This is a genomic window from Paraburkholderia sp. GAS348 (genome assembly GCF_050434205.1).
Taxonomy (GTDB): Bacteria; Pseudomonadota; Gammaproteobacteria; order Burkholderiales; family Burkholderiaceae; genus Paraburkholderia.
The window spans coordinates 74,955-97,623 of the sequence record NZ_JBNPVT010000008.1 but is presented as its reverse complement, the minus strand read 5'-3'; the positions used below and the strand labels follow the sequence as shown (position 1 = coordinate 97,623).

Genomic DNA, 22,669 nt, shown 5'->3' with positions numbered 1-22,669 from the left:
TGTAATGGGTTTTCAGCGCTGCGCGTGGCGCAGCGTCTGCAGGAGTCGGTTGATGTCGAGTTGATCCGCCGCGAGCTCGGGCGAAGCCGGGTTCAAATGCGGCACGATGCCGAGCAAGGGCGCGTCGTATTCGCGCGCGAGATGCTCTCGAATCGAGGCGATGTTTTCATCGGGGAACGTCATGTCCGGATCGACGCGATTCGCCACCCAGCCGGCAAGCGTCAGCCCTCGCGCGGCGATCGCTTCGGCGGTGAGTAACGCGTGACTGATGCAACCGAGACGCATGCCAACCACCAGCACGACCGGCAGTTTCAGCGCGACGGCGAGATCGGCCGTGTCTTGCGTGGTGGTCAGCGGCACGCGAAAACCGCCGACCCCTTCGACCACGACGATCTCCGCTTGCTGCAAAGCCTGCGCATGACAATCGACGATGTGGTCGATATCGAACGTTACGTTTTCCAGCGCGGCGACGATATGCGGCGCGGCGGGTTCTTTCAGCAGGTACGGCGTGCGAATCGCCGGCGGCAGCAGGACGCTCGACGCGGCGTCGAGTTGATCCGCGTCTTCGTTATGCAACACGCCGTTCACTTCGAACGCGCCCGCGGCGATCGGCTTCATCGCGGCGGCTTGCAGGCCTTCGCGAACGAAGCCACGCAGAAGCGCTGCGGACACGAACGTCTTGCCGATTTCCGTATCGGTGCCGGTGACGAATAGCGACAGCGCCCGACTCATGCCGCCTTCGCCCCGAGTTGTTGCAAGCCCGCTTCGAGCCGGTCCAGATCCGCTTGCGCATGCGCGGCGGAAAGCGAAATGCGCAGCCGCGACGTACCCGCGGGCACGGTCGGCGGACGGATAGCCGGCACCCAGAGACCCGCGCGATCGAGCGTGGCCGCGATATCGAGCGTGGCCTCGTTCGAGCCGATGATCAGCGGCTGCACGGCGGTGTGTGAATCGACCGGCAGCCACGGCGTGGCTTTTAGCATCGCGCGCGTGCGTTCGATCAGTTGCTGGAGATGGGCGCGCCGCGCGTCACCTTCTTCGCCGCCGATGATCCGCAGACTCGCCGACACCGCATGCGCCGCAGCGGGCGCCGAAGCGGTCGTGAAGATATACGGCCGGGCGCGCTGCACGAGCCATTCGATCACGGTTTCATGCGCGACGACGAATGCGCCCGATACACCCGCCGCCTTACCGAGCGTGCCGATCGAAATCAGGTTCGGCGAGCGCAATGCGGCTTCTGCAACTGCGCCGCGGCCTTGCGGACCGAGCACGCCGAAACCGTGCGCATCGTCGACGATCAGCCATGCGCCATGCCGTTCCGCGAGTTCGAGCAAACGCGCGAGAGGCGCGATATCGCCGTCCATGCTGAACACGGTATCGGAGACGATGACTTTGACCTCGGCGTTCGACGCGTCGAGCATCGCGCTCAAGGCTTCCATATCGCAGTGCGGATAGATCTGCACGTCGGCTCGCGACAGGCGCGCACCGTCGATCAGCGACGCGTGATTCAGCGCATCGGAGAAGAGCGTCGTGCCGCGGCCCGCGAGCGCGGTGAGCGTCGCGAGATTCGCCATGTAGCCGGTGCTGAAGTAGAGCGCCCGTGCATTGTCGACGAAGCCACCGACGAATTCGGCCAGATCGTCTTCGAGCTGTGCATGCGCGCGCGAGTGGCCGCCGAGCAGATGCGAACCGCCGCTGCCCGCGCCATAACGCTGCGCGCCTTCGGCGATCGCCGCGATCAGTTGCGGATGCGCGGCGAGACCGAGATAGTCGTTACTGGCGAAGCCGATGATTGCGCGGCCGTCGACCGTCATGTGCGCGGCGCACGGCGTGTCGGCAGTACGGCGACGACGGCGCAGACCGCGCTCGTCGATGTCCTTGAGGCCTTCGGTGAGGGTGTCGAGCAGGTGCATTAGCGGGGCTCCGCGAGCGTTGTTTCGAAGGTTTCGCGCGTGCGCGAGGCAAGCAGCGCGATTTCTTCGTCGTCCAGGATGTAGGGGGGCATCAGATACACCGTCGTCGAAATCGGACGCAGCAACAGTTCACGCTGCAACGCGTTTTCGAAGAAGCGGCGCGAAAATGTTTTGGCTTGCTGAGCGTCGTCGATCACTGCGTCGAATGCGAAGATCGTGCCGCACTGACGTAGATTGCGCACCTGCTTGTGCTCGGCGAGCGGCGCGAGTGCGGCCTTCAGCTTTGCGGATTTCTGCGCGTTGACGGCGAGTACGTTGTCGCTTGCGAAGAGATCGAGCGTGGCGAGCGCCGCGCGGCATGCGAGCGGATTGCCCGTGTACGAATGCGAGTGCAGGAAGCCGCGCGCGATATCGTCGTGATAGAAGGCCTCAAAAATTTCATCGCGCGACAGCACGATCGAGAGCGGCAGATAGCCGCCGCTGATCCCTTTCGACAGACACAGGAAGTCCGGCCAGATGCCGGCTTGTTCGCACGCGAAGAAGGTGCCGGTGCGTCCGCAACCGACTGCGATTTCATCGGCGATCAGATGCACGCCGTACTGATCGCACAGCGCACGCAGGCCGGCGATATACGACGGATCGTGCATTGCCATGCCGGCCGCGCATTGCACCAGCGGCTCGACGATCAGCGCGGCGATTTTCGTGGCGCGCGCTTCGAACAGCGAGCGAACCTGATCGAGCGCGTGGCGTGCGACGTCGGCTGCTGTTTCGCCGGCTTGCGCGAGCCGAGCATCGGGCGATGCGACGACATGCGCGTGGCGGATCAGCGGGTCGTAGGCATCTTTGAAGAGCGCGACATCGGTGACGCCGAGCGCGCCGATGGTTTCGCCGTGATAGCTGTTGGCGATGCAGACGAATTCCTGCTTGTCGGCGAAGCCGCGATTGCGCCACGAGTGGAAGCTCATCTTCAGCGCGATTTCAACGGCGGATGCACCATCGGATGCGAAGAACGCGTGGCCGAGCGTGTTGCCGGTGAGGGCGCTGAGGCGCTCCGCGAGTTCGATGGCGGGCTCGTGCGTGCAGCCGGCGAGCATCGCGTGTTCGAGCGTATCGAGCTGGTCTTTCAGTGCCGTGTTGATGCGGGGGTTGGCGTGGCCGAACAGGTTGACCCACCAGGAGCTGATCGCGTCCAGATAGCGGTTGTTCGCGCGGTCATAGAGCCACGCGCCTTGACCGCGCGCGACCGGCACGAGGGGCAGGCGCTCGTGGTGCTTCATCTGGGTGCAGGGGTGCCAGACGGCACGCAGGCTGCGGGTGATCCAGTCTTCAGGGGATGCTGACTTTTCCAAAGGGTGCTCCGGGGTGCTTTTTTGCCGTTGCACGGCTGGCTTTTTTAGGGCCTTTTCATTCGTGGTGCGGGTTTTTCTTTGCGCTGCGCGCGGCCTTGAAATGGCGTGCGGGGTCGAGATTAGCGGTTTATTTCGTGCTGTGCACTAGGGGCGAGAGTTGGGTTTTTGCCTGCGGCGCTGGGGTTTGGTGCTGTTGGATGCAGGTGGTTTAAGTTTCGTTCTGAAGGTTGCTAATCGGCGGAGTTGGCGACGACAAAGTAGTTGGACCTTATGGGCGGGAATTGGGGGTTTAAGGTGGGGTTTGCCTCCGGCGGTGTGTGGTTTGGGGTTTTTGCCTGCTCGGTGGGATTTGTCTGGGGTTTTGTGGTGGTGGCCTTTTCTTGATCTGTTTGTTTGCTCGGCGCTTTGTTGTCTGTTTGCTTACGGCGTTGGCCTTTCCTTGAATTGATATTGGTTTATTAGCGTTCGCCCCTGTGCGGGGCAGGCACTCACTTTCTTTGCCGCCGCAAAGAAAGTAAGCAAAGAAAGCGGCTCAAACCGCTAATGCTAAGCGGGCGCCGTGGTCTGCAAAGGGTAGTGGTGCATCTGGAATCGGTGTTCGCGCACCCTCAAGCGTCAGTGACAAGGGCGTCATACTTCCGGCGGCGCTGCGCGCGCCGAAGAGTACTTCACAAAACCGACCACTACGTTTCCGCACTTGCATTTTTTGCACGGAACCTGTTTCGCTGCCGATACTGAAACCGCGCTGCACCCCGTTTCATCCGGTCTGCGAGTTTGCACTTTCATTCACTTGCGAAACTCGTCGTTGGGACACTTGGGCACCTCGCTGAGGCGAAGCCGATAGCCCCCACAGACTCGAACTGAAGCCCCTGGGTTTCCCATGCAGACCCGTCCGCGACGCACGCAGTGCGGAGTGGGAGCTGATGACACCCTAGTCACTCAGGCGGGACGGTGCGAGGGCCCGGATTCCAGATGCACCACTACCCCGTGCAGACCACGGTGCCCACTTAGCATTAGCGGTTTGAGCCGCTTTCTTTGCTTACTTTCTTTGCGGCGGCAAAGAAAGTGAGTGCCTGCCCCGCACAGGGGCGAACGCTAATAAACCAATATCAATTCAAGGAAAGGCCAACGCCGTAAGCAAACAGACAACAAAGCGCCGAGCAGGCAAAAACCCTACCCTTAATTCCGACTAGCAATAGCCCGCCGATCACCGGCAGAACCAGCCGAAGAAGAATCCGCCGTCTGCGAAGACTGAGCTCCCCACACAACGGCGTTATCCACCGCATACAACCGGCAAGGTGCCGAACTCTGCTTCTGGCAATTAGCAATAGCAACCGACATCGGATCGTCGCCACCCTCGGCCCACGACCACGCACCCGTATCCGACACAGCAAAAGCCCGGCTTGGATACTGATGCAAAAAGTTGCGATAGCCGTTACGCCCGGCTTCATCGACAAACGGGACAGCGTTGACTGCGTCGACTGCGGCAAAGCCGCTCGCCTTCGGTGCTGAAGGATCATCGACCCGATACTGCACTCCGGTAGGCATCCCCGCCCGAGCGAGGAAAGCCTCGACCGCAGGCCACCACACATGCACGCCATCGCGATCGCCCACGAGCCGATGCGCGTCATTCTTGTAGTTGCCAAAATCCACCATCTTCACGCTCGCGCCGTGCGCGGCATACGCGACATACATGCCGGCCACCAGCGGCGCATTCCATACCGAATCGTTATCGCCATACAACCACAGCGACGGCACCTTCGTTTTCTCGCCATATGCGCCGAATGCGCGCGTCAGGTTGCCTTGCCAGTCGGTGCAAGCGTCCTGCCGCAAACCGCCCGAGAAATTGATCAAGGCCCGCACGCCGGATGCAGCCTCGGGGCCGTAAGCCATCGTTGCCAAGCCGCCGTGCGAGGTGCCCGCCACCACAATGTGCGTCGCGTCCACATACGGCTGCTTCGACATGAAATCGATCGTCGCAGCCACGTCGCCAGCCTGGCCGACACCATTGCGTTCGACGTCGCAGCCATCCTGTTGATACGTGCCGTCCGAATGGCTGAAGCCCTGGCGGTTCGGCGCCACCACCACGTAGCCGCGGCGCACGAATTCACGCGCGAACGGCAACGGGTCGCTGCGTTCCTGCATGCGCGGGTCGCCAGGAATCTTGCCGTGGTTGAAAACGATCATCGGAAACGGACCTGCGCCGTCCGGCTTGTAGATCGTCGTTTCGAGCGTGACCGTGCCGGCAGCGTCGACCGGCACGCGGATGATCTGTTCGTTGAGGCCGGCGGTGGGCAGATAGATGTCGTCGTCGAGCGCGATGCGCGGCACGTGCGCGCGGGTGAGGGGCCCTGCCTGGGGGTCGGCGAGCGGGTCGGCATGCGCGAGTGCGACAGCGCATATCGCCGTTGCACACGTCACCGCACACTTCGTCAGAACCTTGCTGAACACCATTCACGCACCTGCCTTAAAAGCCTGCCCTGAACACCGTGACGCTATGTTTGCCGAATGTCATTTCTGACACTTGCCTTTCATCGGCGTTTTCGACAAACAAAAACACACTCGCGTACGTAGTGCGCAAAGCGCACGCACGCTAATCGAGATCGCACGGGATGAACCCAAACGGCCGACGCGACCCCACGCGCCGATGATGAGCGCCACACATGCTACCCGGAACCGCTGTCGAACCCTTACTGGTGGGCAATCGGCAGGGCGCCTGCGCATCTTGCGGATCGGTATGGACCTACTCTCGCAATGTGACGTCACAAACCTACGGCCTCATCCTGGCACGACAATTTTGTTTTGCGCAATAAAGGAGAACCCGCGGCGCAATAATTGCCGCGTGCGGATCGAAGCGCGTTTGTCCTCCCGAGAGGCCGCAAAGTGCCCGTCGCACGGTGCTTGGTTGCACGAAGTAATGTGTCGCAACACACGCCTTGTGGTATCGAGCCAACACGAAAAAAAAGCCCTCGTTTGAGGGCCATATGTGAGTGCCGTGCTATGTGCGTCGCAGCGTCGCTGCGTTGTGTAAGCCTGCGAAAGGTTTGGCTTATTCGCTCACGTCGCCATCCACATAGCGCCAGTGTCCGTCTTCGCCACGTAGAAAGCGGCTCAACTCGTGCAGCCGGTGGGCGCGGCCCCCTACCTTGTATCGTGCGACGAATTCAACGGTCGCGTGATCGGCGTCGGTTTCAGTGAAGGCCTTGATCTGCAGTCCAAGCCAACGCGGCGCGTCGGGGGCGCCAGGGTCGGCGTCGAGATCCGCGGGGCAGGTGTGCGGCGCCCAGGTCGCGCGCAAATAATCCGTTGCGCCCACAACATACGCGCTGTAACGCGAGCGCATCAGTTCGAGCGCGCGCGGCGCGGTTTCGCCGCCATCAATGTAGCGGCCGCAACATTGCGCGAAGCGGGGCGGTTTGGCGCCGCTTCGCCGATCGGGCGCGGCGGCGCCACATGGGCAGTCGGACGGTCGTTGCATTGACAACAATGGCTTATTCATCAAACTTTCAGCCGAGACCGCGTGCGATCAAAATTTTCTGGATGTCGCTGGTGCCTTCGTAAATCTGGCACACGCGGACATCGCGGTAGATGCGCTCCACGGGGAAGTCGCTCAGATAGCCGTAGCCGCCATGAATCTGCAGGGCTGCCGAGCAGATTCTCTCGGCGGCTTCCGAGGCGAACAGCTTGGCCATCGCGGCCTCGGTCAGGCAAGGCTGGCCGGCGTCTTTCAGCGAAGCCGCGTGCCAGATCAACTGGCGCGCGGCTTCGAGTTGGGTCGCCATATCGGCGAGACGGAATTGCACGGCCTGGTGCGAAAACAGCGGCTGCCCGAAGCTTTCGCGCTCCTTCGCATAGCCCAATGCCGCCTCGAACGCGGCGCGCGCCATGCCGACGCTCTGCGCCGCGATACCAATGCGCCCGCCTTCGAGCCCCGATAGCGCAATCCGATAGCCTTCACCTTCCGCGCCAATCAGATTCGTGGCCGGTACGCGGCAATCTTCAAAAATAATCTGGGCCGTGTCCGACGAATGCTGGCCAAGCTTCTCTTCGACTCGCGCGACGATGTACCCCTTCGTGTCGGTCGGCACGATAAACGCGCTGATGCCGCGCTTGCCCGCCGCCTTGTCGGTCACGGCCATGACGATCGCGACGTTGCCATTCTTGCCGCTCGTGATGAACTGTTTGACGCCATTCAACACGTAGGTGTCGCCATCGCGTGTCGCGGTGGTGCGCAGCGCGGATGCGTCAGAACCCGCTTGCGGTTCGGTCAGACAAAACGCGCCGAGCATCTCGCCGCGCGCGAGCGGCGTGAGCCAGTCGCGTTTCTGCGCGTCGTTGCCATAGGTCAGCAGAATGCTGCACACCGGGCAGTTGTTGACGGAGATCGCGGTCGAGGTGCCGCCGTCGCCCGCCGCGATTTCTTCGAGGATCAGCGCGAGCGCCAGCGCGTCCATGCCGGCGCCGCCGTACGCTTCGGGCACCAGCACGCCATAGGCGCCGAGTTCGGCGAGCTGGTGGTGCACGTCCTTTGGAAAGATGCGCTCGCGGTCCCATTGCGCCGCATGCGGGGTGACCGCTTCGCGGACGAATGTGCGCACCGCATCGCGGACCATCAGGTGATCCTGATCAAGCACCATGGTTCGGTCTCCTCGTTAGTCTCCCCATCTGTTTCCTCACCAGTCGAGCGCCGTGCCGTCGTATTGATAGAAGCGGCCGTTGAACGCTTCGCGCGCGGCCGCAGCCTGTGCGAGCACTTCGCGCATGCCGGTCACGCTCCGTGCAGGATCGATTGCCGCCTGAGCGCCGCCCATGTCGGTGCGCACCCAGCCAGGGTGCAGCGAAATACACGTTGCGCGCATGGTATCCAGCGAGGCGACTTTCAGTGCGTCGTTGAGCGCCGCCTTGCTCGCGCGGTACAGCCAGCCGGTCGTGCCGCTTGCGTCGCCGATGCTACCCATCTTGCTCGAAATCACCGCGAACACACCGCCGGCTTGTTCGACGAGCGGCAGCAGGATCGGCATCAACTGCATCGGACCGCGCACGTTGGTGTGCATGACCTGGTCGAAGTCTTCGGCCGTGATCGTTTCGATGTCCTCGGTGCGCGGGCCGTACACGCCCGATACCAGCACCGCCGCGTCGAGCTGTTCGCCGTCGAGCTTCCAGCCGAGCGCTGCGATTTCTTCGGGCGCGGTGACGTCGAGTGAAAAGGTCTCGGCGCCGAGCGCCTTCAGCGCGTCGAGCGCGACGCTGTCGCGCGCGGTGGCGAGCACCCGCCAGCCGCTTTTCTTGTACTGCCGCACGAACTCCTGGCCGATGCCGCGCGATGCACCGACGATCAACACTGTCTTCATCGAATCACCTCAAGCTCTCCAACGCCGAAAAACTGTGCATCAAACCAGTTCAATGCCCATCGCGGTCGCTTCGCCACCGCCGATGCATAGCGTCGCGACGCCGCGCTTGAGACCGCGCTTTTTCAACGCGCCGATCAGCGTGACGAGAATGCGCGCGCCCGATGCGCCGATGGGATGGCCGAGTGCACAGGCGCCGCCGTTCACGTTGACCTTGTCATGCGGCAGATGATGTTCCTTCATCGCGGCCATCGTCACCACCGCGAACGCCTCGTTGATTTCATACAGATCCACTTCGTCGGCGCGCCAGCCGTTTTTCTCGAACAGCTTGCGAATCGCGCCGACCGGCGCGGTGGTGAACTTCGCCGGTTCCTGCGCGAAGGTGGAGTGGCCGACCACGCGAGCAAGCGGTTCGACACCGAGACGCTTCGCGGTCGATTCACGCATCATTACAAGCGCCGCGGCGCCGTCGGAAATCGATGACGAGTTCGCCGCCGTCACCGTGCCGGTTTTGCTAAACGCGGGCTTGAGCGTCGGAATCTTGTCGAGGTTCGCTTTGAACGGTTGTTCATCGTGATCGATGGTCACGTCGCCCTTGCGGCTTTCCACCTTCACCGGCGCGATTTCCCATGTAAACGAGCTGTCTTCATTCGCGCGCTTCGCCCGATTCAGGGACTCGACGGCGAACGCATCCTGCGCTTCGCGCGTGAAGTCGAACGACGCCGCGCACTCCTCGGCGAAGGTACCCATCAAACGGCCCTTTTCGTAGGCGTCTTCGAGACCGTCGCAGAACATGTGGTCGATCACCTGGCCGTGGCCCATGCGCATGCCACTACGCGCCTTCGGCAGCAGGTACGGCGCGTTGCTCATGCTCTCCATGCCCCCCGCGACGATCACGTCGGCCGAGCCCGCGGCCAGCATGTCGTGCGCGAACATCGCCGCGCGCATGCCGGAGCCGCACATCTTGTTGACCGTGGTGCTGCCGGTGGCGAGCGGCAAGCCGGCGCCGAGTGCGGCCTGGCGCGCGGGCGCCTGACCGAGGCCGGCGGGCAGCACGCACCCCATCACCACTTCGTCGATCTGCTCGGGTTTCAACCCGGCGCGTTGCACCGCGGCTTCGATTGCAATCGAGCCCAACTGCGGCGCGGTGAGCGAAGCGAAATCGCCCTGAAATGCCGCCATCGGCGTGCGGGCCACACCGACGATCACGATCGGATCAGATTTTGTCTCACTCATGCTTGCCTCACTCATGTTTAAGTTCATTGATCACACCTTCGACGATGGCCGGCACCTCGCCGAGCTGGGCCGCATCGGCGGCGACCATGTCGTTGTCCGCTTTGTGCGCGCCGCTGGCCGACACGGCAGCGACGCAGCTCTTATAGGCCGCATCTAGCGCGGCAGGGTCGCTAATCGTCATGCCGAGGTTGCGCACCTTGCCGTCGTGCACGCCATACACCCAGCCATGCACGGTCAGTTCCTGGCCGCGCGCCCACGCGTCGTTGACGATGGTGGTCCGGCATACGTTCATGACCTGTTCGATTGCGTTCAACTCGACCAGACGCCGATGGCGCGCCTCGCCAAGCGGCCACTCTTCGATCAGCGCGGCGTGCTTGGTGCGCACGTCCTGCACGTGATGCAGCCAGTTGTCCGCGAGACCCACGCGTCGGCCATGCAGCGCCGCGGCGACACCCGAGCAGCCATAATGACCTACCACCATGATGTGCTTGACCTTCAGCAGATCGACGGCGAACTGGATCACCGACAGGCAGTTCAGATCCGTATGCACCACCACGTTGGCGATATTTCTGTGCACGAACACTTCGCCAGGCGGCAGGCCGATGATCTGATTGGCCGGCACGCGTGAATCGGAGCAGCCGATCCACAGATATTCGGGTGTCTGCTGGTGCGCGAGGCGCGAAAAGTACTCAGGATCTTCGGACAGCTTGCGGGTCACCCATGCGTCGTTGTTGTCGAACAGATGAGCAAGCGGATTGGCAGCGGGAGAAGCGTTCGTATTCATGGTGAGTCTGGGCGGTTGCTCGACCGATTGACCGGTCGATGTCGTTACATAAGGTTCGGACGATGCATTCAACGATGCGGGCGGCGCATGCGGCGCATGAGGTTTAAGCCACGCGCACGGTGCGTTCATCTGCCTGGTTCTCCGATTGTCCGGACGCCGTATCGGCGAATCGTTCCGGATAGCGGATGCGGAAGCGCACGCTGCTGTCGTACGGGAAAAAGTCGGGCAGTTCGCCTTTTAATAGTTGATCCTTGTGCCGTTGCCATAGCGCCGGATCGAAGAAGTCCGCGTGATGCTGCATGAAGGATCGGCGCACGCGCGGGTCGCCGAGCAAAAACGTGCCGTAGGTCTCCGGGAAAATGTCGTGCGGGCCGACCGAGTACCACGGCTCGCCCGACATTTCGTCTTCCTCGTTACGTGGCGCCGGCACCGCGCGCACGTTGCATTCCGTCAGGTATTCGATTTCATCGTAGTCGTAGAACACGACGCGGCCATGACGCGTCACGCCGAAGTTCTTGTACAGCATGTCGCCAGGGAAGATGTTCGCCTGCATCAATTCCTTGATCGCGTTGCCGTATTCCTTGATGCCGTGATCGATGTCGTCGTCGCTGCCGCTTTGCAGGAACAGATTGAGCGGCACCATCCGGCGTTCGATGTACATGTGGCGAATCACCAGGTTGTCGCCGTCGTGTTCGATCAAGGACGGGACTTCCTTTTCGAGTTCGCGCACGAGCGCTTCGTCGAGCCGCGAAATGGGTAGCGCCACGCTCGAATATTCGAGCGTGTCGGCCATGCGGCCCAGCCGGTCATGCCGTTTGACGAGCTGATACTTTCCCTTGATCTGCTCGCGCGTGGTTTCCTTCGGCGGCGGGAAGTGATCTTTGATCAGCTTGAATACGTACGGAAACGACGGCAATGTAAACACCAGCATCACGAGCCCTTTGATGCCGGGCGCGATGATGAACTGATCGCTGGAATGCTTCAGATGGTGCAGCAGATCGCGATAGAACAGATTCTTGCCCTGCTTCTGCAAACCCACCGACGTATAGATTTCCGCCTTCGGTTTGCCCTGCATGATCGTGCCGAGAAATTCGACGTAGGCGGAGGGCACTTCCATGTCCACCAGGAAATACGAATGCGAGAAGCTGAAGATGATCAGCAACTGATCGCGTTTGAGCAGCACGGTATCGAGTGCAAGCACGCCGGGCTTCACATGGCGCAGCGGCACCGCGAACGGCAACAGCATATCGCCGTTGATGATCCGTCCAACGATATACGCCGAGTTGTTCCGATAAAACAGCGACGAGAGCACGTGAATCTGGAAGTTGGGCGCTTCGTCGAACACGCCGAACGCGTCGTAGATCGCCTGCATCACGCATGCAACGTCGCGCGTCAGATCCTCAAACGGCGGTTCCAGCTGGAAATTGGTGACGATGCGCTCGAGCGTGGCGGCAAGACCGTCCTTGCCGGGGTAGTACGCGCGATAGGTCGGCTTCGCCGCCGGTTCGTCGTTCTCGATGTACTCAGTCGAGATCGCCGGACGCACGAAAATGAAGTCGTTGCTGAAGTACGAACGGTGCAGGATCTTGCAGCACACCGAATTGAAGAACGTCTCCGCGCACTCGGGCTGGCGGTGCGTGGTCAGGAGGCCGATGTAGTGGAGCTTGATCTGCTGCCATACTTCGTCGTCGATATTCTCGGCGTCGTATTCGTCTTCGAGCAGTTCGACGCATTCCTCGACGCGATCGTCGTATGAGGTAATGCGCTCGCGCGCCAGGGTTTGCAGGCCATGCCAGTCGGCAGCTTCGAAGAGCGATTTGGCATGGATCGCGGCGTCGCGGAAGATCCGGTAGTGCCGATCGAATCCTTCGAGCATCGTCTGCGCGACGTCAAAGCCGATCTGCGACGACAACAGTTTGGGGAAGTGATTCATGTCGACCGTGCATTCATCCCATGTCGTGAAGACACCCGTGATTGTATCGTCCGGGTGGGCTTAGGCGGACCTCTTAAGCGGACCTGGTTTCGCGTGCGCCGCTTTCCAGCAGCGCGCGCGCCTGGGCTTCGTATTGCGCGAGGTCTTCGAGCGTCGCGTTCAGATCTTCCAGTTGACGTTCGAGCACGTCGCGATGGCGCGCCACCGTGGCAAGGAAGGCGTGCAATTGCGGCACGGTGTCGGTTGGCGACTCATAGACATCGAGCAGATCGCGGATTTCCGACAGCGTGAAGCCGAGCCGCTTGCCGCGCAGGGTGAGCTTCAGGCGGGTTCGGTCGCGGCCCGAATAGACGCGCCGCAAGCCGCTCGAACCCTCACGGCTGGGCGAGAGTAAACCCTGGTCTTCATAGAAGCGGATCGCCCGAGGCGTGACGTCGAATTCGCGCGCGAGCTCGGTGATCGTGTATTGCGTGTTCATCGGGGCATTCCGTGACCGGGCAGAAAATCGGATTGAACGATAGAATCGACGTTTACGTTATCGTCAACTTGATCGAAACGCAACTACGGCGCAATACGGCACCGGTATGTCCTGACCGGGCCGCAACCACGTCGTCCGGCATCGCATACCTCGCCATGCCGGACGGCCGACGGAGGAAGACAACCACAATGAATGCACTCGAACATCAACTCGACTACCCGTTCAACGACACCTTGCCCGAAGCGGGCCATGCGATGGCAGTCGCGCCCGGCGTGTTCTGGCTGCGCATGCCGCTGCCGTTCGCACTCGATCACATCAATCTGTGGCTGCTACGCGATGAGATCGACGGTCAGCAAGGCTGGACGGTAGTCGACTGCGGCATTGCATCGGACGGGATCAAGGAGAGCTGGGAGAAAGTGTTCGACTCCGTGTTCGACGGCCTGCCGGTGCTGCGCGTGATCGTCACGCATTGCCATCCGGACCACATCGGCCTCGCGCACTGGATTTGCACCGGCGGCGACAAGAAGCGCTGGGACGTGCGCTTGTGGATGACGCTCGGCGAATACATGCAGGCACGCGTGATGGCGGCCGGCGACGGCTCGAATGCGGGCGGCGAGGGCGCGGCACGTCACTTTGCGCGGCATGGTCTGAACGATCAGGTGTCGCTTGAGAAGCTGCGTAATCGCACGAGCTACTACTCGAGCCTCGTGCCGGCAATTCCTGGTCAGTACCGCCGCCTGCGCGAAGCGGATGGCGTGAAGATCGGCGGCAAGACGTGGCGGGTGGTGACCGGCTTCGGCCACTCTCCGGAACACTGCGCGTTGCATTGCGAAGAGACCGGCACGCTGATCTCCGGCGACATGGTGCTGCCGCGCATTTCGACTAACGTCTCGGTGTTCGACATGGAGCCGGAAGGCACGCCGCTCGCGCTATATCTGGAATCGCTCGGCCGCTATGAGACGATGCCGGATGACACGCTCGTGCTGCCCTCGCATGGCAAGCCGTTTCGTGGCGTGCGCACGCGCATCAGGCAATTGCGTGAGCATCATGACGCGCGTCTGGCCGAGGTGCGCGAGGCATGTGCGGAGAAGCCGCAGAGCGCCGCGGATATCGTGCCGCTCATGTTCAAGCGCCAGCTCGACATCCATCAGATGACGTTCGCGATGGGCGAAGCGTTGGCGCACCTGCATCTGCTGTGGCTCGGGGGTGAGTTGAAGCGCACGCAGGATGCGGATGGGGTGATCCGGTTTTCGGCGTAAGCGAGTTTGTCCATCGATAAAAAAGCCCGGTGCGCAACCGGGCTTTTTTGCAAGCGGCGTGGCTGACGCTTATTGCACCGCTCTACTGCACCGCCACCGTCCCAAAGTTCTGCCGTCCGAACGGACTCACGTGATAGCCGCTCACCGTCGCGCGCGTGATGGCCGCTGCCGTCGGGTAACCCAGCGGAATCCACAGCGCCTGATCGTGGATGATCTGCTGCGCCTGTTCATACGCCTTCGCGCGTTTGGCCTGATCGGGCGTTGTCTTGCCGTCGGCGATCAGCTTGTCCAGATCCTGATCGCAGAAGCGTGCAAAGTTGATCCCTGACTTCACCGCGTTACAACTGAAGAGCGGCGACAGATAGTTGTCCGGATCGCCATTGTCGCCGGCCCAGCCCATGAACAGCGTGTCGTGCTGGCCCTGCTTTGCCTGCTTGATCAACTCGCCCCATTCGATCACCTTCACATCCGCCTTCACGCCGATCTTGGCGAAGTCGGCTTGCAGCAGTTCGGCGCCGGCTTTCGGATTCGGATTCAGCACGCTGCCGTTCGGACGCACCCAGATCGTTGTTTCGAAGCCGTTCGGATAGCCTGCGTCCGCGAGCAGTTTCTTCGCCTTCACCGGATCGTACGGCCATGCTTTCACTGCCTTGTCGTAGCTCCAGGTGTTAGGCGGATACGGATTGACGGCCGGCGTCGCAGTGTTGTCGAAGATCGCCTTCAGGTACGTGGTGCGGTCGAATGCCATGTTCAGGGCGGCGCGCACCTTCTGATTGTCGAGCGGCTTCTTCTGCGTGTTCAGTGCGACGAAGGCGGTCATGAAGGCCGGTGTCTGCACGATGGCGAGCGACTTGTCGCCCTTCGCTTCGGCGAGATCCTGCGGCTTCGGCGACAGCGCGATCTGGCATTCGCCCGCCTTCACCTTTTGGGCGCGCACCGTGGCGTCCGGCGTGATCGCGTAGATCAGGCGGTCGATCTTCGGCTTTGCACCCCAGTACGTCGGGTTCACGTCGTAGCGGATCACCGCGTCTTTGGTGTAGCTCTTCAATTCGAATGGACCGGTGCCGATCGGCTTCGAATTCAGGTCGGCCTGTTTGCCGTCCTTGAGCAACTGGTCGGCGTATTCAGCCGAATAGATCGAGGCAAAACCCATTGTCAGGATCGACACGAAGGTCGCGTCCGGCGCGTTCAGTTCGAACTTGACGGTGTTGTCGTCGACCTTGCTGACCGATTTGATGAGCTTGGGCAAACCCATCGATTGCGCGTGCGGAAAGCCGCTTGCGCCCGCCACCTTGTGCCACGGATTGCTGTCGTTGAGCATGCGGTCGAACGTGAAGACGACGTCGTCGGCATTCAGCGCGCGGGTGGGCTTGAAGTAATCGGTAGTCTGGAACTGCACGTTCGGGCGCAGATGGAACGTGTAGGTGAGGCCGTCGGGGCTCACGTCCCACTTGTCGGCCAGCGCGGGCACGACTTTCTTCGCAGCCTCGTCGTACGAGACCAGCGAATTGAAGATCACGTCGGCCGACGCATTGGTCGTAACGAGCGAGTTGAACTGCACGACGTCGAAGCCGTCAGGGCTCGACTCGGTACAGACGGTCAACGGTTTGGCGAGCACGAGCGCGGGCGCCGTGAACAGTACGGCGGCTGCGAGCAGTTTGAAGCGCATAGGATCTCCCATAACAAGCGCAGTCAGGCAGTGCGTCTGGTTGTGTAGTTGTATTCCGTTGACGGGCGGCGACCGTTCTGGCCGTCGTCTTTATTGTGATACGTTTCGGGCGCTAGCGCATGGTTTGGCTGGTACCGCACACGCGCGTCTCGGCCTCGGCGAAAGCTTATCGAAGGGTGGTTGCGCCGACAACAATTTAATCCGCATATTCATATGGACAGCGAGAGTCGGTGCGCAGGGGGACGGCCTCGCACGATGGCGTCGTCCGGGGCAGTCTCGAGGCTGCGTGCGGCAGTCACGCGGCTCATGCGAGCATCAGGCGACGCTACCCGGTGACCTGGGCTTTGCGCGGGCGCCTACGGCGCGGCCGCGTGCCCGAGCAGATAAGCGACGCCATCAATCGCCCGCACGCCGTACCACGACACCAGCTCGCCATCGATCAACTCGATACGCTTGCCGGCCAGACGAGGATCGCGTTTCAGTGCGTCGCAATGTGCTTGTGTGAAGCGATAGGGCTCGCTTGAGAGCAGTATGCGATCGACACCGGCAAGCCATGGCGCGTCACCAAAGTCGAGCGTGGGATAACGCGCGGCGCCTGCCGCTCCGCCTTCTACGTCAGGCAGCGTTTGCCAGTTCACGAGCCGCAGCATCGCGGCGATGTAGGTATCGCGGGCAACCGTCATCCATGGCTCGCGCCAGATCAGATACAGCACGTTTTGTTTGGGAAACACCTGCGCGGCGACCTCGCGCAGACGCGCTTCGAGCGCCTCGCTCAAGCGCTGCGCTTCTTGCTCGCGGCCGAAGATGGCGCCCAGCAGCGCATACAGTGAGAGATTGTCCTGCGGCGTCTGCGGATGGGTGACGACGATATGCGGCACGAACGCGCGCAACTGCTCGACGGTATCGCGCTCGTTTTCGTCGATATTGACGATCAGATGGGTGGGGCGCAAAGCACGAATCGCGTCGATATTCACGGATTTGGTGCCGCCGACCTTGCGCACCTGCCGCACTTTGTCACGTGGATGCACGCAAAAACCGGTGCGCCCGACGATCTGTCTGTCGAGCCCCAAAGCGAACAGCAATTCGGTGATGCTAGGCACCAGCGAGACGATGCGTGTATCGACGCCCGACGTGTCGGCTCCCGGCGCACTGGCGGCCGACGCATGGGCGCCCCGCGTATCGACGCCCGACGCATGGACGCCCCCCATTTCATGCGCGACGCCGGCTGCATCGATCGCACGCGGCTGCATGATTTACTCGGCGACCGCGCGAGGCTTGCGCGGCGCGCGTTCGAAGGCGCGGTCGTAGAGCCGGCGCGGCAGCATATGCAGCAGCATTGCTACGATGCGCATCTGCCACGGGAACACCGCGAAGGCCGTCTGCCGTTCGACCGCGCCTGCGACCTTCACGGCGAAGCGGTCGGCGTCCATCAGGAACGGCATGCGGTACGGGTTGTGTTCGGTCATCGGCGTGCGGATATAGCCGGGCGCGATGGTGACCACGCCGACGCCCAGCGGCCGCATCTCGACGCGCAACGCTTCCAGATACTTGAGCGCGGCCGACTTCGACGCGCTGTACGCGCCGGACCCCGGCAGACCGCGCACACCGGCGATGCTGGCGATCCCGACCAACGTGCCTTTCTTCGCGGCAACCATCGCGGCGGCGAACGGCTCGAAGGTGGCGACCATGCCGAAGTAATTGACATCCATGACTTCGCGGAACGTGCGCAGATCGCCGTGCCCGGTGAGCGCACCGCGGCTGATGCCGGCATTGGCGATCACGACGTCCGGCAAACCGTGCTGCGCGATGAATTGCGCGGCCGCATCGGCGAGCGCCTCGGCATCGCGAACGTCGACGGAATAAACGGCGATGGAATTTTGCGGATGGGACTGCTGGAAGGCGGCGAGGGCGTCGCCGCGGCGGGCAATCAGGCCGAGAATCGCACCGCGCCGCGCATATTCGGCGGCGAGCGCGAGGCCGATGCCACTCGAAGCGCCGGTAATGAAAACCTTCAGGGGGGAACTCATTCCGGCGCCTTCAACATTACATCTTCTTGGCGCGGACTTGCTGCACCAGGTAGTCGAGTACCTGGATCGTGCCCGGCAGGCTGTTGGTCGCCGCCGGACCGGTCTCATACTTGCCCTGCACGGCCAGCGTCGGCACGCCGTCGATCTTGTAGTCGTCCAGCAGCTTCTTGTCTTTTTGCAACGCGCTTTGCGTCGAGAACGAGTTGTACGCGTCCATGTACTTCTTCGGATCGACGCCATTCTTCGCAAGGAACTTGGCCTGATCTTCCGGCGTCAGCAGGTAGTTCTTGTTGACGTGGATTTCATTGAAAACCTTCGGCGTGAGCTGCGTCGCAAGGCCGAGTGCGTCGAGCGCGTGGAACATCTTCGAGTGCGGGATGAAGTCGTCGCGGAAGGCAACCGGCACGCGCTTGAACACCACGTCCGGACCTTGCTTCTTCACCCATGCCTCGAGGTACGGGTTGAATTCATTGCAGTGCGGGCAGCCGTACCAGAAGAATTCGGTGACTTCGATCTTGCCGGCGGGCTCGTCCGTAGGTTGCGGCGTGGACAGCACGGTGTAGTCCTTGCCGGAAACCGGCGCGGCAGGCGATGCATGCGCCGTGGCGGCAACCAGGCCCAGCGAGAGGAACAGAATGCTCAGCAGTTTTTTCATGTTTTGTTGACCCAAGTAGGCGGTAAAGCGGTGGCGCCACGCAAATGCCCGTCACCGTTTTCAATGTCGGCGTTAGACGCTCTGGTCGTCTGTTGTGCTTGTCGGTTGTACTTGTGACTCGCGCCGCATGCCGATAGTTCGGCGGCGGCGCGTTCCGGCAAATCACCGTTTGTTTATTGTTTGCTTATTGCTTCGTAAAGCGGATCACGGCGGTATCCACGCCCGCGTCGGACAGACGCTGACGGCTAGAATTCATGTCTTCGAACTTCGAGAACGGGCCGATACGCACACGGTAGTACGTCACGCCGCCTGCATCGCGCTGCGTGACCTTCGATTCGAAGCCTTGGAAGGCGAGGCGCGCGCGCTGCTGCTCGGCGTCGGCCGAGGTCTTGTAGGCGCCCACTTGCAGGAAATAGCCCGTGTTCGCGTCACCCGCTGTCGGCGCGGCGCTCGAACCCGGCTTGGCGTTGGCCGCCGTGGTGGCCGTGCTCTTCGGCACCGAGCCTGCCGCGGTGGCCGGCGGTGTGCTGGAGCCTTGCGGCTTTTTAGCCGGTGCGGCGGCGGTGCCGTTGTCGTTATCCTGCGCCGGCTTTGGTGCGACTGCCGCGCCGTTCGCGTTGCCATTCGATGGCGGCACTTCGACGATCTGCGGTTCTTCCAGCATGCCGGACTGCGTTTGCGAGTTGGTCTGGCCCGGTGCGGTGTTCGGCGGCGCCGGTTGCGCGGCTTGCGGTACCGGCTGGCCCGGCGTCTTGCCTTGCAGCGGACGGTTCGGGTCGTATTGCTGCCCCTGGCTCGCGCCGGTGTCGGGCGCCGCGGGCGGTGCGACCTTCGAGACAAATGGCGTAGGCGCACGGGTGATATACAGCGCCACCACTACCGCGATCGCGAGACCGACGATCAGGCCCAGCACGATGCCGAGAAAAGTCCCCCCGGTTTGCTTCGATTGCGATTGCTTTGTTGTGCGGCGTGGTTTTGCCATCGTATGAATCACCTGCAAAAAGAATCCTGGAACGGCCGTCGATTATAACGACGGCCGCGTGCATGTTGCGCCTGAGGACTTACATCTTGACGGGAGCGGAGACGCCGATCGTCGCGAGACCGTTGGCCAGCACCTGACGCGTGGCCGCGAGCAGCGCGACGCGCGCGTTGCGCTCGGCAGCGTCGTCGACCAGCACGCGTTCGGCTCTGTCATTGTAGAACGAGTGGAATTCGCCGGCGAGGTCGCGCAGATAGAACGCGACCGCGTGCGGCGCGAGTTCGTCGGCCGCGTGTTGCAGCATGTCCGGGAACTCGGCGAGCTTGTTCAGCAAGGCCATGGCGCGTTCGCTGGTGAGCGGCGACACGTCCACCTGGTCCAGCGTGCTTTCGTCCGTGCTGTAGCGCGCCTTGCTTTCCGCGATGACCGAGCAGATCCGCGCATGCGCATACTGCACGTAGTGCACCGGATTTTCGTCGTTCTGTTTCAACGCCAGGTCGATGTCGAACACGAATTCCGTATCCGCCTTGCGCGAAATCAGGAAGAAACGCACGGCGTCGCGGCCGCGGCGAATTGTCTCTTCGTCGATCAGGTCGACGGCGGCTTCCGAGCCCGGCGTCGCGCCGCCAGACCATTCGATCAGGTCGCGCACCGTCACATAGCTGCCGGCGCGCTTCGAGATTTTCACCTCTTCGCCGTTGCGCATCACCGTGACCATCTTGTGCAGGATGTAGTCGGGATAGCCCTTCGGAATGCCGACGCCGAGACCTTGCAGGCCAGCGCGCACGCGCGCGATCGTGCCGTGGTGGTCCGAACCCTGAATGTTGATCACCTTGGTAAAGCCGCGTTCCCACTTGGCGACGTGGTAGGCGACGTCCGGCACGAAGTACGTGTAGGTGCCGTCGCTCTTGCGCATCACGCGGTCTTTGTCGTCGCCGTCGTCGGTGGTGCGCAGCCACAGCGCACCTTCCTGTTCGTAGGTCTTGCCGGCGGCGATCAGCGCCTCGACGGTCTTCTCGACCCGGCCTTCCTTGTATAGCGACGACTCCAGGTAGTACTGGTCGAACTTCACGCCGAACGCCTGCAGGTCCATATCCTGCTCGCGGCGCAGATACGCGACCGCGAAGCGGCGGATCGCGTCGAGGTCCTCGATGTCGCCCGCACCGGTGACCGGCTCGCCGTCGCTTGCGGCCACCGTCGCGCCGCTCAGATAGTCTTTCGCGATGTCGGCGATGTACTCGCCGTTATACGCCGAGGCGGGCCAGCCTTCGTCGCCGGGGGCGAGGCCGCGGGCGCGCGCCTGGGTCGACACGGCAAGCGTGTGGATCTGCACGCCGGCGTCGTTGTAATAGAACTCGCGATGCACGTCATAGCCTTGGCTAGCCAGCACGTTCGAGAGCGCGTCGCCGAGCGCCGCCTGGCGGCCATGGCCGACGTGCAGCGGGCCGGTCGGATTGGCCGAGACGAATTCGATCAGCACGTGCTTGCCGGCGTCGCGCTGCGAACGGCCGAAGGCATCCTGTTCGGCGAACACGGCGGCGATCACGGCCTGCTTGGCAGCGGGCGCGAGGCGCAAGTTGATGAAGCCGGGGCCGGCCACTTCGGCGGCATCCACGAGACCCTTGGCCCGCGGCTGCGCGAGCAGCGCGTCGACGATCTGTTGCGCCAGCTGGCGCGGGTTGGCGCGCAGCGGCTTGGCGAGTTGCATCGCCACGTTGCAGGCGACGTCGCCGTGCGCGGCCACCTTGGGCCGCTCCAGCGTGATCGTGGGCGAGACAAAGGCGGCTTCGTTCGCGCCCTGAGTTGCTTCAGCAACCTGCTTCACCGTGTCGGCGAGCAGTGTTTCGAGGGTATGTTTATGTGCAGGCAGCATGCTTGTTGCGAGTCCAGTGAGGCAATCCGGTGATGCGGAAGAAGCGGCGGCCGCGCGCGAAGCGCAGCCGATTCGTTAGAAGCGTGGAAAGCGGCGATGCACCGGCCGGGACGCGCCTGGCACCTGGGGCGCCATCAGGCACGTCGCGGGCAACGCGGTTCGCAGCGGCATGCCGAGGCGCTTGCAACTGCGGCTTGGCGCAGCCGCATGCGGTTTCGGCCAACCGGGCCAGCCATGTCGCCTGCGCAATGCCGCGCGCGGCGCTTTGCGGCGTGCTTTTCCGTCCAGACGGATTTTAGCAGGTGCTAATATGTTCAATGAGATGCCCACCAAGGGCCGTGGCCGCCGCGCCTGATCGGCGTGTCAACGAAACGCGCGCCGACGGCGGGCTTACAGCCGTTCGAGCGTCAATCCAACATAACGAAAAAGGGAACAGTCATGCTGATTACTTTCAAATGTCGCGCCGCGCCGGACGTGATGATGCTGGAGAATCTCGCTCAGTACCTGGTTGGCATTGTCGGCAAGCGCTTGGGTGAGCGAGGTGTCATCACCCACGACGAACTGAGTGTCGCGATCACGAAACTCGAAGCGGCGATCAGCGTCGACAAACAGGAACGTGCCGAGCACGAGGGCCATTTCCACGAAGGCGAAGACGGTCACGAGCATCATGAGATTCCGCCGGGACTTGCCCAGCGCGCGTATCCGTTCCTCGACATGCTGCGCGCCGCGCAGAAAGAAAACGCGGATATCGTTTGGGGTCTCTGATACCGGAGCGGTCCGCCAGCGGTGGCGTTCGCAGCGCCTCGCAGCGCTGCGCTGCGCAGACTGTGACGCATCAATGAAAAGAGCCCGCATCAGCGGGCTCTTCGTCTTGTGCGGGCCTTCACGGGCCTTGGCGGCCCGTCTGCCGAACCCGTTTACTGGCTGGCGGCATCCGCCGATGCGGCCATCGGTGCCGACGCACCCTTCTTCATTTTCTGCTTCTTGGGCTTCTTGACGTGCTTTTCCGTAGGCGGCGAATAGGAACTCACCGAACTGGCAGGCTGGGCTAGCGCCACCGAGGCGCTTGCTGCAAGCGAAACAGCCGTCAATAACAGCGTCAGCTTCTTCATACGATTCTCTCCGTTGACGATTGCAATTTGATAAGCCGACGCGTTTGGCCGCGT

20 protein-coding genes are annotated in these 22,669 nt (G+C 62.4%); 2 read left to right on the top strand and 18 right to left on the bottom strand.

All coding sequences use genetic code 11. The features are described from left to right. Positions 1-12: 12 nt before the first annotated feature. The 11 genes from bioD to P3T22_RS16000 form a co-directional block, all read right to left on the bottom strand. Positions 13-732: a dethiobiotin synthase gene (gene bioD, locus P3T22_RS16050; RefSeq protein ID WP_429325440.1), complete on the bottom strand. Its 720-nt coding sequence runs from the start codon at positions 730-732 to the stop codon at positions 13-15. Further along, positions 729-1,913, bottom strand: a complete 1,185-nt coding sequence (bioF, locus tag P3T22_RS16045; RefSeq protein WP_063494579.1) for an 8-amino-7-oxononanoate synthase — start codon at positions 1,911-1,913, stop codon at positions 729-731. Before bioF ends, bioD begins: the two co-directional genes overlap by 4 nt. Continuing rightward, positions 1,913-3,262, bottom strand: coding sequence for an adenosylmethionine--8-amino-7-oxononanoate transaminase (bioA, locus tag P3T22_RS16040; RefSeq protein WP_429325439.1), 1,350 nt, complete (start codon positions 3,260-3,262; stop codon positions 1,913-1,915). Before bioA ends, bioF begins: the two co-directional genes overlap by 1 nt. 1,179 nt (positions 3,263-4,441) lie before the next feature. Beyond that, positions 4,442-5,716 (bottom strand): dienelactone hydrolase family protein, encoded by a 1,275-nt coding sequence (locus P3T22_RS16035; protein ID WP_429325438.1) that lies wholly within the window; start codon positions 5,714-5,716, stop codon positions 4,442-4,444. Positions 5,717-6,311: 595 nt separating this feature from the next. After that, a complete protein-coding gene (locus P3T22_RS16030; RefSeq protein ID WP_429325437.1) occupies positions 6,312-6,761 on the bottom strand; it encodes a YchJ family protein in 450 nt (149 codons plus the stop codon). A gap of 7 nt (positions 6,762-6,768) precedes the next feature. After that, positions 6,769-7,899: an acyl-CoA dehydrogenase family protein gene (locus tag P3T22_RS16025; protein WP_063494582.1), complete on the bottom strand. Its 1,131-nt coding sequence runs from the start codon at positions 7,897-7,899 to the stop codon at positions 6,769-6,771. Positions 7,900-7,935: 36 nt separating this feature from the next. After that, positions 7,936-8,613: an SDR family oxidoreductase gene (locus P3T22_RS16020; RefSeq protein WP_063494583.1), complete on the bottom strand. Its 678-nt coding sequence runs from the start codon at positions 8,611-8,613 to the stop codon at positions 7,936-7,938. 39 nt (positions 8,614-8,652) lie between these two features. Beyond that, positions 8,653-9,861: an acetyl-CoA C-acetyltransferase gene (locus P3T22_RS16015; protein WP_429325436.1), complete on the bottom strand. Its 1,209-nt coding sequence runs from the start codon at positions 9,859-9,861 to the stop codon at positions 8,653-8,655. Next, positions 9,854-10,630 (bottom strand): carbonate dehydratase, encoded by a 777-nt coding sequence (gene can, locus P3T22_RS16010; RefSeq protein WP_063497785.1) that lies wholly within the window; start codon positions 10,628-10,630, stop codon positions 9,854-9,856. Before can ends, P3T22_RS16015 begins: the two co-directional genes overlap by 8 nt. Positions 10,631-10,733: 103 nt before the next feature. Continuing rightward, the gene (gene aceK / locus P3T22_RS16005; protein WP_429325435.1) at positions 10,734-12,563 is read right to left on the bottom strand and encodes a bifunctional isocitrate dehydrogenase kinase/phosphatase; all 1,830 of its coding nucleotides are present in this window, start codon (positions 12,561-12,563) and stop codon (positions 10,734-10,736) included. 73 nt (positions 12,564-12,636) lie between these two features. Beyond that, entirely contained in the window at positions 12,637-13,041 is a 405-nt protein-coding gene (locus P3T22_RS16000) for a MerR family transcriptional regulator (protein ID WP_063494585.1), read from the bottom strand. A 188-nt stretch (positions 13,042-13,229) separates the two neighbouring features. Between P3T22_RS16000 and P3T22_RS15995 the strand changes: the two genes are divergently transcribed. Then, positions 13,230-14,300, top strand: a complete 1,071-nt coding sequence (locus P3T22_RS15995) for an MBL fold metallo-hydrolase (RefSeq protein WP_063494586.1) — start codon at positions 13,230-13,232, stop codon at positions 14,298-14,300. Between the two features lie 82 nt (positions 14,301-14,382). Here P3T22_RS15995 and P3T22_RS15990 read toward each other — a convergent pair whose 3' ends face one another. From P3T22_RS15990 to argS, 6 genes are all read right to left on the bottom strand, one after another. Continuing rightward, complete coding sequence (locus tag P3T22_RS15990) at positions 14,383-15,969, bottom strand: ABC transporter substrate-binding protein (protein ID WP_429325434.1); 1,587 nt, start codon at positions 15,967-15,969, stop codon at positions 14,383-14,385. 356 nt (positions 15,970-16,325) lie between these two features. After that, on the bottom strand, positions 16,326-17,219 hold the full coding sequence (locus P3T22_RS15985) for a cobalamin-binding protein (protein WP_429325433.1): 894 nt from the start codon (positions 17,217-17,219) through the stop codon (positions 16,326-16,328). A gap of 3 nt (positions 17,220-17,222) precedes the next feature. After that, positions 17,223-17,996, bottom strand: coding sequence for an SDR family oxidoreductase (locus tag P3T22_RS15980; RefSeq protein ID WP_429325432.1), 774 nt, complete (start codon positions 17,994-17,996; stop codon positions 17,223-17,225). A 16-nt stretch (positions 17,997-18,012) separates the two neighbouring features. Next, entirely contained in the window at positions 18,013-18,651 is a 639-nt protein-coding gene (locus P3T22_RS15975; RefSeq protein WP_063494589.1) for a thiol:disulfide interchange protein DsbA/DsbL, read from the bottom strand. Between the two features lie 184 nt (positions 18,652-18,835). Beyond that, positions 18,836-19,651 carry an SPOR domain-containing protein gene (locus P3T22_RS15970; RefSeq protein WP_063494590.1) on the bottom strand — a complete coding sequence of 272 codons (816 nt, stop codon included), beginning with the start codon at positions 19,649-19,651 and terminating at the stop codon, positions 18,836-18,838. A 61-nt stretch (positions 19,652-19,712) separates the two neighbouring features. After that, positions 19,713-21,503 (bottom strand): arginine--tRNA ligase, encoded by a 1,791-nt coding sequence (argS, locus tag P3T22_RS15965; RefSeq protein WP_063494591.1) that lies wholly within the window; start codon positions 21,501-21,503, stop codon positions 19,713-19,715. 438 nt (positions 21,504-21,941) lie between these two features. Here argS and P3T22_RS15960 point away from each other — a divergent pair, with 438 nt between their 5' ends. Beyond that, a complete protein-coding gene (locus P3T22_RS15960) occupies positions 21,942-22,268 on the top strand; it encodes a DUF1840 domain-containing protein (protein WP_063494592.1) in 327 nt (108 codons plus the stop codon). 152 nt (positions 22,269-22,420) lie between these two features. On the opposite strand, the gene P3T22_RS15955 is transcribed toward P3T22_RS15960, so the two are convergent. Beyond that, positions 22,421-22,615, bottom strand: coding sequence for a hypothetical protein (locus tag P3T22_RS15955; protein WP_063494593.1), 195 nt, complete (start codon positions 22,613-22,615; stop codon positions 22,421-22,423). Positions 22,616-22,669: the final 54 nt, after the last annotated feature.